This is a genomic window from uncultured Thiohalocapsa sp. (genome assembly GCF_913062725.1).
Classification (GTDB): domain Bacteria; phylum Pseudomonadota; class Gammaproteobacteria; order Chromatiales; family Chromatiaceae; genus Thiohalocapsa.
This window is the reverse complement of sequence record NZ_CAJXWY010000085.1, coordinates 1-11,457: the sequence shown is the minus strand read 5'-3', so window position 1 is coordinate 11,457 and position 11,457 is coordinate 1. Positions and strand designations below refer to the sequence as shown.

The following is an 11,457-nucleotide window of genomic DNA, read 5'->3' as shown; positions in this document are numbered from 1 at the left end:
AAACCGATTCGTATATTTTTTGGCAGTAGCACACGGGTTAGACCGAATCCTGAGCCTAAGTCGGACAGGCTCCTAGGCCAGATTCGCGCGACGCCTGCAGAGATCAGCATCAACACCTCTCGTCTGCGCCGACCGGGCACAGCAGCACCAGAACGACCCGCCCACCCTCGTCGCGCACGTCGAGGCAATCGGCTTCCAGCCCCGGGGGCGTGCCTGCACCGTGCTCAGGCCGCAGTTGATGGTCGTCCAGCCTAGCTTGCGCGGGGCGACCCTGGCCCCGCAAGGGTTTTCATCGAAAATGTAATAGTATAACGTTAAGGTTCAAGCGAGCCTGCCGAAGTAAAGCAACGATGATGCCGCCGAACGTGCAATCGACTTTCCAATCCGCTGGGGCCATGGCGGGCGCGCCCCGATTCCAGCCCGGAGCACGTGGCAGCGCAGCGCTCCGCGCTGACCAACGGCACGGCGCGTCTGCAGCGGGTCCTCGGTTGGCTCCGTCAGGCGGCTGCGTGCGGAGCGACGCAGGCGGCGGGCCGCCCGGTGCTGGTGCGGGAGCTGCGGCAGGCGCTGGTGCGGGGGCAGGGGTGAGAGGGTCGCGGCCGCCGATGTTCCGCTCGCTGCTGGCCATGGGCGCGGTCGCGCGTCTCGTCCTGGCGCTGGCCGCAATCGCCCTGCTCTGGGTCGCCGTCGCCTGGGCGCTGGCCTGAGGGGCGGGGACCATGCTGAGCTTTCACGACCTCACGTTGGGCTATGAGCGCCACCCGGCGGTGCATCACCTGGACGGGACAGTGGCCGAAGGCGCCCTGCTGGCGCTGCTTGGCCCCAACGGCGGCGGTAAGTCGACCCTGCTCAAGGGCATCATGGGGGAGCTGCGCCCGCTGAGCGGGCGCATTCAGCTCGCCGTCGTCGAGCGCCGGCGCATCGCCTATCTGCCCCAGCAACGGGCGTTGGATCTGGGATTTCCGATCACGGTCCGCGATCTGGTGGCGCTCGGCCTGTGGCATCGCAGCGGGCCTTTCGGCGCGCTCGGCCGTGCCGAGCGCCGGGATCTAGCGGAGGCCCTGGCGGCGGTGGGGCTCTCCGGCTTCGAGCGGCGCGGCGTCGGCTCGCTCTCCGGCGGACAGCTCCAGCGCGCCCTGTTTGCGCGCGTGCTGCTGCAGGACGCGCCGCTGATTCTGCTCGATGAGCCCTTCACCGCCATCGATGCCCGGACCACGGCCGACCTGATCGCGCTGGTGCAGCGCTGGCACGGCGAGGCGCGCACCGTCGTCGCGGTGCTGCACGACCTGGCGCTCGCCCGCGCGCACTTCCCGCAAGCCCTGCTGCTGGCCCGCGAGCCCATTGCCTGGGGGCCGACGCCGTCGGTGCTGAGCGCGGCGCACCTGTTTCGCGCTCGACAGATGCGCGAGCCCTTCGATGAGTCGGCTGGTCCTTGCGCACGGGTCGGCGCGGCCGCCGGGCCATGATCGGCGACCCCGGCATCGCGCCCTTCGTGGAATTCGGCTTCATGCGCCGTGCCCTGGTGGGTTGTCTCGCGCTGTCGCTCGGCGCCACGCCGGTGGGCGTGTTTCTGATGCTGCGCCGGATGAGCCTCACCGGCGATGCGATGGCCCATGCCATCCTGCCCGGCGCGGCGCTTGGCTATCTGCTCTGGGGTCTGTCCCTCGGCGCCCTGACCCTGGGCGGCCTTGCCGCCGGGCTCGCGGTGGCCCTGCTCGCCGGGGCGGTGGCCCGCGGCGGCGTGCTCGGGGAGGACGCGAGCCTCGCCGCCTTCTATCTGATCTCTCTGGCCCTCGGGGTGCTCCTGATCTCTCTGAAGGGCAGCCAGGTGGATCTGTTCCACGTGCTCTTCGGCAGCGTGCTGGCGTTGGACAACGCCACGCTGATCCTGATCGCCGGCATCACCAGCCTGACCCTGCTGGCCCTGGCCCTGCTGTTCCGGCCGCTGGTGGCCGAGTGCGTGGACCCCGCCTTTCTGCGCGCCGTGAGCCGCACCAGTGCGCCGGTGCACTTTGTGTTCCTGGCGCTGGTGGTGCTGAACCTGGTGGCCGGCTTCCAGGCCCTGGGAACCCTGCTGGCGGTGGGCATGGCCATTCTGCCGGCAGCCGCCGCCCGCTTCTGGGTGCGGGACATCGGCGCCCTGCTCGCGCTGGCGGTGGCGCTCGCCTTTCTGGGGTCCACGCTCGGCCTGCTCGGCTCCTATCACTTGGGACTCGCCGCCGGCCCGGCCATCGTGCTCGCCATCGGCGCCCTCTACCTGGCCTTACTGCTGGCCGGACCGCGCGGGCTGATCCTCGCCTGGCTGCTGAGCCGCCGGCACCTGACCGGGTGACGGCACCCCGTGCCCGACGCCGCAACGCCGCTCGTACCGCTCGTTTCCCACTGGAGTGATCGCCATGCAGAAACACCATCGCACCCGCGTCCTATGGACGCTCCGGCCGGGCCTCCTGCCGAGACTCCTATTGGCCGTGCTGCTTGGCCTCACGGCCGGCACCACCGTCCGCGCGCAGGCGCCGCTGCCTGTGGTCGCGTCTTTCAGCATCCTCGGCGACCTGGTCGCCCAAGTGGGCGGCGAGCGGGTGGCCGTGAACACTCTGGTCGGTCCCGGTGGCGACGCCCACGTCTATGAGCCGACCCCGGCCGATGCCCGCGCCCTGAGCGAGGCCCGGCTGCTGGTGACCAACGGGCTCGGCTTCGAGGGCTGGATGGAACGGCTGGTGGCCGCCTCGGGCTTCTCCGGCATCCAGGTGGTCGCTGCCGAAGACGTGGTGCCGCGCCGCGCCGACAGCGACGACCCCGGCGCCCATGGCGGCGACATCGACCCGCACGCCTGGCAGGACCCGGCGAACGTCGCGCTCTATGTCGAACGTATCCGCGCGGGACTGACCAAAGCGGACCCCGCAGGCGCGGCCGACTACCGCGCGCGCGCCGAGGACTACGCGGCGGCACTGGCTCGCCTGGACGCGGACATCCGTGCGGCGCTGGCCGAGATTCCACCCGCGCGGCGTCAGGTGGTGACCTCCCACGACGCCTTTGGATACTACGCGGACGCCTACGCCATCGACTTCCTGGCACCGGTGGGTGTCAACACCGAGGCCGAGGCCTCCGCAGCGGACATGGCTGCGCTGATTCGCCAGATCCGGGCGGAGTCAATCCCCGCCGTCTTCGTCGAGAACATCAGTGATCCGCGCCTGGTGGAGCAGATCCGCCGCGAGACCGGCGCACGCGCCGGGGGCACGCTCTACTCCGACGCCTTGTCATCGCAGGACGGCCCGGCCGGCACCTACCTGGACATGATGCGCCACAACCTGGACACGCTGACCGCAGCCCTGGTGCCGGCACCCGAGGCGGTGCCGGAACAGACACCCGAGCCAGCACCCGAGCCAGCACCGGAGCAGGCGCAGGGCGTCAGCTCCACCACCGTCAACCAAGACCGCTGAAGGAGGCCGAGACCATGCTCGCCGACAAGATCCCCGTGACCATCCTCACCGGCTTCCTGGGCTCCGGGAAGACCACCCTGCTCAATCGCGTCCTGAGCGAGCAGCACGGGCTGCGCATTGCCGTCATCGAGAACGAGTATGGCGAGGTCGGTATCGACCAGGGGCTGGTCATCGACACCGACGAAGAAGTCTTCGAGATGTCCAATGGCTGCATCTGCTGCACCGTGCGCGGCGACCTGATCCGGATCCTGACCGGGCTCGCCAAGCGCCGCCACCGCTTCGACTACGTGCTGGTGGAAACCACCGGTCTCGCCGATCCGGGGCCCGTGGCCCAGACCTTCTTCATGGATGACGACGTGCGCGAGCACTACGCCCTCGACGGCATCGTCACCCTGGTGGACGCCCGCCATCTGGAGCAGCAGCTGGCGCATGGGCGCGAATGCGCCGAGCAGATCGCGTTCGCCGATGCGCTGGTGCTGAACAAGACCGACCTGGTGCCTGCCGAGGACCTGCCGGCCCTGGAAACCCGCCTGCGCGGCATGAACGCACTGGCCCGCATCCACCGCGCCAGCCATGCCGAGCTGCCCATCGAGCGGGTCCTGAGCCTCGCCGCCTTCGACCTGGATCGCGCCCTGGAGCGCAAGCCGACGTTTCTGGAGCCCGAGTACCCCTTCGAGTGGACCGGCGTCTGGCACCTGGGTCCGGGTGCGACGCTGGACCTGGGCGAGGGCCCGGACCCGAGCATGTCACTGGTGGTGCTGCCGCTGCCCGACGCCGCCGACGGCCAGGACGAAATGCAACTGCGCGATGGCGCCGAGCGTAGTGTGCGGCTGTATGCACAACCCGCCACCGATGTCGCCCCGGGTGGGTCGCTGCCGGCGGAGCGGCATCTGCGCCTGGACCTGGACGGCCTGGGGCGTAAACGCTTCGCGTTCGATCTGCCGGTCCCGGGGCGTGTCGCGCTCTACGCCCAGCATCTGGCGGAGGAATTCGATCTGCGCGTGCGCGCGGGCGACGACCAACCGTTGGCCCCCGCCATCGAGAACGCCTGGGTCGTCCAGCACGAGCACGACGACAGCGTCACCTCGGTGGCTGTCGCAGCGCCGGGGGACCTGGACCCGGAACGGCTGAATCGCTGGCTCTCCGAGCTGCTGCGCGAGCAGGGGCAGGACATCTTCCGCATGAAGGGCTTCCTGAGCCTGGCCGGCGAGGCGGAGCGGTTCGTCTTCCAGGGTGTGCATATGCTGTTCGACGGCCGCCCGCAGGCCCCCTGGGGTGACGCCGAGCGCGGCAACCAGCTGGTGTTCATCGGCCGCAACCTTGACCGGGCCGGGCTCGAAGCGGGCCTGCGGGCATGCCTGGCATGAGCGCCCTGCCGCAGGCCGAAGGGGCGCTCGGTGTCGGCTGGCGCGCTGCGGTCGGTGACTATGCGCGCTGTCTCGCCTGGGATGCCGCCGGCCGACAGCTCCTGGTCGGCGACGCCGCCGGGACCCTGAGCTGCCTCGATGCCGCCACCGGCAGGCTGCGCTGGGAGACCCCGGCGCACCGCGGCGGTGTGCTGGCCCTGTCGGCGCATCCAAGCCGGGCGCTGGTTGCCAGCGCCGGAGCGGACGGTCGCGCCTGTCTGTGGGAGCTGGGCTCGACCGGCGGGGACGGCGAGCCGCCGGCGCCGGTGCAGGCCGGCGCGCCGGCACCAATCGCCGAGCTGCCGGGCGACGCCGCCTGGGTGGAGCACCTCGCGTGGTCGCCGGACGGTGCCCGGCTGGCGAGCGCCTCCGGGCGGGTGCTGCGTCTCTGGGGCACGGACGGCACACTACTGGCACACAGCGAGGACCACGCCAGCGCCATCTCGGGCCTGACCTGGTGCGGCAACGACGAGATCGCGAGTGCCTGCTACGGCCGGGTGAGCTTCCTTGACGCGGCCAGCGGCGCGCGGCGGGAGGGCCTGGATTGGAAGGGCTCGCTGATCTCGCTGATGGTGAGTCCGGACGGGGCCATCGTTGCCTGCGGCAGCCAGGACCGCACGGTGCACTTCTGGCGCCGGCGCACGGGGGAGGATTCCATGATGGCGGGGTATCGGACCAAGCCGGCCGTTCTGGCCTTCGACGGCCGATCCCGGCTTCTGGCCACCTCCGGAGCCGACTATGTCACCGTGTGGAGCTTCGCCGGCGATGGGCCCGAGGGGACCCAGCCCGGCGTGCTCGACGCCCACGTCGATCAGGTCAGCGCGCTGGCCTTCCCGCACTCCGGCAGCCGGCTCGCCTCTGCCGACCGTGCCGGTCTGGTGCTGTTGTGGGATTTGGATGATCGCGGCGACGGCCGACTCATCGGCGCCGCCTCCGCCGACGCCGGCGTCGAAGCCCTCGCCTGGCAGCCGCATGCGAATGCGCTCGCGACCATCGACACCGCGGGCGGCGTCGGTGTCTGGTCGATCACCGACGCGACGGACACGCTGACAGGCGTTTAGGGCTGTGTCCCGGGCTGGAGCTGCCCGGCTCCGATCTCGATGCCGCGCCCGCTGCCGGGCGCGTGCCGACTCAAAGCGCAGCCGACGGCTCCGCCGGCCCCTGCCATACCTCGATGAACGCGTTGAGCGACTCCTCGATGGTCTCCTTGGGGATATCTCGGGTGATGAAGACGATTCTGGAGCGGCGGTCGTCGCTGGGCCAGGCCGGCAGCTCAACAGGCGGATGAAAAATGTGCTGCACGCCGTGAATGACCACGGGTGCCGGCCGTCCGCGCAGGTTGAGGAGGCCTTTGATGCGGAGCATGTCGCGGCCGGAGAGGGACAGCAGCAGGTCGAGCCAGGCGTCGAGCATGCTGTCGGCCAGCGGTCGGTCGATAACGACGCAGAAGGCGCGTATCTGGTCGTCGTGGCGGTTCAGGTCGTGGTGGTGATGATGGTCGGCGGCGTGATGGTCACTGCTGTGGTCGTGGCGTCCGTGGTACCCGTCGTGTCCGCTGTGCCCCGGGTGCTGCTGATGCCCATGTTCCTCGTGGTGGCCGTGTGCGCTGTGATCGTGACCGCCCTGGGTGTCCGCGTCCTCCCGGTATGCCTCCTCATTCAGCCAACGGGCCACGTCGGGGGTCTTCTGCGTCGGGTCGAATAGGCCGAGCCCAAGGAGTGCGCGTGGGGGGACGACGCCGTTGTGGATGTGCAGGCGGCGTGCTGCCGGGTTGATGGCGTGCAGGCGTTGTTCCAGGGCGGAGGCGGCGCCGGGCTCGGCGAGGTCGGCCTTGGTGAGCAGCAGGCAGTCTGCCACCGCGGCCTGCTTCAGGGCCTCGGGCTGGGTGTCGAGGGTGTCACCGGCGTTGGTCAGATCCAGCGTGGTGACGACGCCATCCAGGCGGTAGCGCCGGACGAGGGCGTCCACCGTCATCAGGGTGTGAATGATCGGCGCCGGGTCGGCGAGGCCCGTGGTTTCGATGATGACCCGGTCGAATTGACGCTCGCCGCCGCGCCAAAAGTGCCAGTGGGCGTCCTTGAGCGTGCTCACGAGGTCGCCGCGGATGGTGCAGCAGAGGCAGCCGCTGGACATCTCCACGACGGTGTCGTCGCTCACGCGGCTCATCAGCAGGTGATCGAGCCCCACCTCGCCGAATTCGTTGATGATGACCAGCGTGCGCGCCAGCGCCGGCTGGCGCACCAGGTGGTTCAAGAGTGTGGTCTTGCCGCTGCCGAGGAAGCCGGTCAGCAGCGTGACGGGGATCGGGGATGTGGGCATAGGGACTCCTCAGGGCGGCATGGCCGCAGAATGCAGAAAGGTGGATGGGGCGTGCGCGCCAGGCGCATGCAGCTGCGCGCCGGATGCTCAGCGATTGCGCCCGGCCTGGCGCTCACGCAGCTCGCGGCGCTCCTGGGCCTCCACGCAGAGTGTCGCTACCGGCCGGGCCTCGAGCCTTGCCAAGCCGATGGGCTCGCCGGTTTCCTCGCACCAGCCATAGTCGCCGTCCTCGATGCGGGCGAGGGCCGCATCGATCTTGGCCAGAAGCTTGCGGCAGCGCTCGCGGGTGCGAAGCTCCAGGGTCTGGCTGGCTTCGCGGCTGGCACGGTCGACCTCATCGCCCACATCGCGTTGGCTGCCGTCTTTGAGCTGCACCAGGGTCTCTTGGGTTTCAGTCAGCAGTGTTCGGCGCCAGTCCAGCAGCTTCTGCCTGAAATAGGCCAGTTGCCTTGGCCCCATGTAGGCGTCGTCCATGGGCGGCCCGTCCTCGGGCAGTCCGGGGGGCGACGCGTGCTGCGTCGGGGCGGTGTCTTGCGTCGGGGCCATGCGCTGAGCATCTCCAATCGATTTGCTTCCAAGTAACGTTATACAGTAACATAAGCGCATTTAACCACGGGTCGCATCAGCCACCCACCTGCACACTGGAGGCATCATGACCAGCGCTGTCGTCGCCCCGCAGATGCCGAGGCCGCACCGACCGCAGTTGTGCGCGGCTAACACGGCGCCCGATCTGTCCGAGTCCGGCGTGGTGCAGACGCCGGATGCGGCCGGGCTCGGGCGCATCGCCGCTGACGGCGTCACCCTGGCCATCTGGCGCCGGGCGGCGCCGCCGGACATCGACACGGAACTGGCCCGTTGCACGCCGGCGCTGTCGCAGCCGCTGCGCTGCGAGCTGGCGGCCCCGGCGCTGGCGCGGGATGCGGCGGAGATGCTGGCGGTGCGGCTCACCGCGCATGGCCTGCCGGTGGCGGACTGCCCGCGCTGGCTGGCCGACATGGCGGCGCTCGCGCAGCACTACGCGGCGCTGGTGATGCAGCACCTGGGCGCGGCCGCCGTCACCCTGCGCCTGGAGGCGCTGGCGGATGTCGCCTGCCCGCGCTTCCATGTGGATCAGACCCGGTTGCGGCTGTTGTGCGCCTACCGTGGTCCCGGCACGCACTGGCTGCCGCCGGCGGCGGTGGACCGCGCAGCGCTGGCCGCCGGTGCACCCAACGAGCGTATCGCTGATCCGGCGCGGGTGCAGGCGCTGGCGCCCGGCTGGGTCGGACTCTTCAAGGGCGAGCGCTGGCCGGGCAACGCCGACCGCGGGCAGGTGCACCGCTCGCCGCCGGCGGCCGAGGGCGCGCCGCCGCGGCTGTTGTTCTGCCTGGATACCTGATCCATGAGCGCAACAGACCCTGCCCTTGTGGATGCGCTCGCCGCATCCTCCAGTCCAATCCAGGCGCCTGCCGACGCTGGCGTGCATGTGGTGGATGCGCTGGTGGACGTGGTCGCGATCTTCACGCCCGCAGTGCAGATCTGCGTCTACCGCCGCCCGTCGCTTCTGCGCCTGCAAGCCGCGCTGGCGCGGCAGGCACAGGCGGGTGCGCTCGTCGGCTTCAGGCGGGTCGTGGCTGCCGGCCGGCCTCTGCCGCCACTGCCGCTGCCGGAACCGGCCATCGCCGCCGGCGCCGCGCAGGAGCTGGGCTTTCTGGTGGAGGTCTTCGGCGAGCTGCTGAGCTGCCCGCGCATCGGCCTGCGCCTGGAGGTGCTCGACCGGGCGATGTGCCCGCGCTGGCACCGCGACCACAACGGCATTCGCCTGCTGTGCACCTGGCTCGGCCCCGGCACGCAGTGGCTGGACGATGCTGCCTCGCCCGTCGCTGATCCCGCACTGCTGCCGGCTGACGCGCCTCCGAGCGGCCGCGCCGCGCCCTTCGATCTGGTGCTGCTCAAGGGCGGGCTCTGGCAGGGCAACGCCGGGCGCGGCGCCATCCACCGCTCGCCGGACCCCGCCGGTGCCGTCCGCTGCCTGGTGGCGCTGGACGCGCTCTGGGACTGACCACTCGCCGGCACGGGCCGCGCGCGTCGGCCCCGCTGACCCGACCCCAATCCAGTCCGATCGACCCGGAGGCCAAGCCCATGACCGACCAGATCCCGACCCCCGACCACAACGACGGCAGGCTCCCGGTCACCGTCCTCTCCGGCTTCCTCGGCGCCGGTAAGACCACCCTGCTCAATCACATCCTGCACAACCGCGAAGGCCGACGCGTAGCCGTCATCGTCAACGACATGTCGGAGGTCAACATCGACGCCGAGCTCGTCGCCGATGGGGTCAGCCTGAGCCATGCCGATGAGACGCTGGTGGAGATGAGCAACGGCTGCATCTGCTGCACACTGCGCGAAGACCTGCTGGTGGAGGTCGGCAAGCTGGCGCGGGAAGGGCGCTTCGATTATCTGGTGATCGAATCCACCGGCATCTCCGAGCCGCTGCCGGTGGCCGAGACCTTCACCTTCCGCGATGAGCAGGGTGCGAGCCTGTCCGATGTTGCGCGGCTGGACACGCTGGTCACCGTGGTCGACGCGGTGAGCTTTCCGGGCGATTTGGACGGCGCCGATGCGCTGGCCGATCGCGGCGAGTCCCTGGGCGAGGAGGATCAGCGCAACCTCGCCGAGCTGCTGGTAGATCAGGTCGAGTTTGCCGACATCATCGTCATCAACAAGGCCGACCTCGTGAGCAGCGACGAGCGCCGGCGCCTCAAGCACGCGCTGCGCCAGCTCAACCGCTCAGCAGAGATTCTGGAGGCGAGCTATTGCCGGGTGCCATTGAGCGCAGTGCTCGACACAGGCCGATTCGATTTCGCACGCGCCGCGCAGGCGCCCGGCTGGCTCAAAACGCTGCGGGGCGAGGAATCCTCTGAGAGCGACGAGTACGGCGTCACCAGCTTCGTCTACCGCGCCCGGCGGCCCTTTCACCCCGAGCGCTTCTACGCGGCCATGCAGCGGGACTGGCCGGGGAACCTGCTGCGCTCTAAGGGCTGGTTTTGGCTGGCGACCCGCCATGACCTCGCGGGCAGCTGGTCGCAGGCGGGTGGATTGGTGCGCCACGGCGCCGCCGGCTGGTGGTGGGACGCAGCGGCTGCCGAAGATTGGCCCGAAGACCCGGCACAGCGCGCCCGCATCGAGGCGGCCTTCGATGGCCCCTACGGCGACCGCCGACAGGAGCTGGTTTTCATCGGTCAGCACCTGGACGAGAGCGCGATGCGCGCACGCCTGGATGCCTGCCTGCTCAACGACGCCGAGTTGGCGCTGGGTCCGGCCGGCTGGCGGGCGCTGTATGACCCCTTTCCGAATTGGCTCCAAGATGCGGATGCCGCCTGAGGTCTGCGCCAGCTACCGGTCCAGCGCGCCTTGAGGGGACCGCGAAAAATGCCTTCCATGGCATTTGTCGAGACGCGAAGCGAAAACGCGGTTTCCGCTTCGCGCCATTGCTCAAGCGCTTAGGCGCTTGAGCAATGGCGGGGCATCCTGCCTCGCACGGACCCCTCGAATTTTTCGAGGGCCCCTAACACGCCCGCGCTCCATCGCAAGAGCTCAGGAGCCACCATGTCAAGCCAAGACCACTCGCCGGCAGGCGCTGACCCCTCCGGCTATGCCGCGGAGCTGTTTCCGTCAAACTACGCAAGCTGGCGCCATTGCATCGAGGTCAAGTGCGGGCTGCGCCTCACCCGCGACTATGTGCAGGCGCGCCTCGCGGTGCTGAGCGACCCCGGCCGGGAAGAAACCGAGCGCTTCATCCGCACCTACGGGCGGGCGTACTGGCAACAGGTGGTCGCCTGGTTTCGACAGGCCGCCGAGGACATGCTCTGAAAGGCTCGCATTGCTGTAGACAGAGCGCTTGCGACGGCGCAGCAGGCGGGCTTGTTGCACTACAGAGCCGACACTTCGTCGGCGGAGCCGAAGATCTCGATTCCCAGGCGCTCCGCCACCGGTCGCGCCTCCGGGCGGACCATCGGCGAGATGACGATCTTGCGCGTCGCGGTGCGGCCGTGGCGGCGCTGATAGTAGTCCACCTTGCGCTCGAAGGTGTAGATGTCGGCCTTCGACATGGATGATTTCAGCTCGCAGAGGATCAGCTCGCCGTTGCGCACGATGCTGTCGATCTCGACCTGATCCGGCACGCCGAAGACGGTCCCTTCGTCATCGAATTCGTTGACGTTGATCACCTCGACCCCGAAGGACTCCTCCAGGATGCCCTTCAGCGCGGCGCGGAAGCTGGCCTCGGAGGCCAGGCCCCAGCGCGCCCCCAGCGC

The 11,457-nt window shown here is 69.8% G+C and carries 12 protein-coding genes; 9 read left to right on the top strand and 3 right to left on the bottom strand.

Going from position 1 to position 11,457, the window contains the following annotated elements; all coding sequences use genetic code 11:
- Positions 1–719 precede the first annotated feature (719 nt).
- The 5 genes from aztA (at position 720) to QZ588_RS16630 (ending at position 5,907) form a co-directional block, all read left to right on the top strand.
- Positions 720–1,466, top strand: coding sequence for a zinc ABC transporter ATP-binding protein AztA (gene aztA / locus QZ588_RS16650; protein WP_295544069.1), 747 nt, complete (start codon positions 720–722; stop codon positions 1,464–1,466).
- On the top strand, positions 1,463–2,332 hold the full coding sequence (locus QZ588_RS16645) for a metal ABC transporter permease (RefSeq protein WP_295544068.1): 870 nt from the start codon (positions 1,463–1,465) through the stop codon (positions 2,330–2,332). Before aztA ends, QZ588_RS16645 begins: the two co-directional genes overlap by 4 nt.
- A 64-nt stretch (positions 2,333–2,396) precedes the next feature.
- Positions 2,397–3,440, top strand: coding sequence for a metal ABC transporter substrate-binding protein (locus QZ588_RS16640; protein WP_295544066.1), 1,044 nt, complete (start codon positions 2,397–2,399; stop codon positions 3,438–3,440).
- 14 nt (positions 3,441–3,454) lie between these two features.
- Entirely contained in the window at positions 3,455–4,807 is a 1,353-nt protein-coding gene (locus tag QZ588_RS16635) for a GTP-binding protein (RefSeq protein ID WP_295544064.1), read from the top strand.
- Positions 4,804–5,907: a PQQ-binding-like beta-propeller repeat protein gene (locus QZ588_RS16630; RefSeq protein ID WP_295544062.1), complete on the top strand. Its 1,104-nt coding sequence runs from the start codon at positions 4,804–4,806 to the stop codon at positions 5,905–5,907. The genes QZ588_RS16635 and QZ588_RS16630 overlap by 4 nt, the downstream gene beginning before the upstream one ends.
- 70 nt (positions 5,908–5,977) lie before the next feature.
- Here the strand turns inward: QZ588_RS16630 and QZ588_RS16625 are convergent, their stop codons facing one another.
- Complete coding sequence (locus tag QZ588_RS16625) at positions 5,978–7,165, bottom strand: GTP-binding protein (RefSeq protein ID WP_295544061.1); 1,188 nt, start codon at positions 7,163–7,165, stop codon at positions 5,978–5,980.
- An 87-nt stretch (positions 7,166–7,252) separates the two neighbouring features.
- Positions 7,253–7,639: an RNA polymerase-binding protein DksA gene (dksA, locus tag QZ588_RS16620; RefSeq protein ID WP_295544071.1), complete on the bottom strand. Its 387-nt coding sequence runs from the start codon at positions 7,637–7,639 to the stop codon at positions 7,253–7,255.
- A gap of 178 nt (positions 7,640–7,817) precedes the next feature.
- Here dksA and QZ588_RS16615 point away from each other — a divergent pair, with 178 nt between their 5' ends.
- From QZ588_RS16615 to QZ588_RS16600, 4 genes are all read left to right on the top strand, one after another.
- Positions 7,818–8,543, top strand: coding sequence for a DUF1826 domain-containing protein (locus QZ588_RS16615; protein ID WP_295544060.1), 726 nt, complete (start codon positions 7,818–7,820; stop codon positions 8,541–8,543).
- A gap of 3 nt (positions 8,544–8,546) precedes the next feature.
- Positions 8,547–9,206 (top strand): DUF1826 domain-containing protein, encoded by a 660-nt coding sequence (locus QZ588_RS16610; RefSeq protein WP_295544059.1) that lies wholly within the window; start codon positions 8,547–8,549, stop codon positions 9,204–9,206.
- 80 nt (positions 9,207–9,286) lie between these two features.
- The gene (zigA, locus tag QZ588_RS16605; protein ID WP_295544056.1) at positions 9,287–10,525 is read left to right on the top strand and encodes a zinc metallochaperone GTPase ZigA; all 1,239 of its coding nucleotides are present in this window, start codon (positions 9,287–9,289) and stop codon (positions 10,523–10,525) included.
- Positions 10,526–10,750: 225 nt separating this feature from the next.
- Positions 10,751–11,014, top strand: a complete 264-nt coding sequence (locus QZ588_RS16600; RefSeq protein WP_295544054.1) for a hypothetical protein — start codon at positions 10,751–10,753, stop codon at positions 11,012–11,014.
- Between the two features lie 59 nt (positions 11,015–11,073).
- Here the strand turns inward: QZ588_RS16600 and QZ588_RS16595 are convergent.
- A partial coding sequence (locus tag QZ588_RS16595) for a DUF3782 domain-containing protein (RefSeq protein ID WP_295544053.1) occupies positions 11,074–11,457 on the bottom strand: 384 nt, incomplete at its 5' end.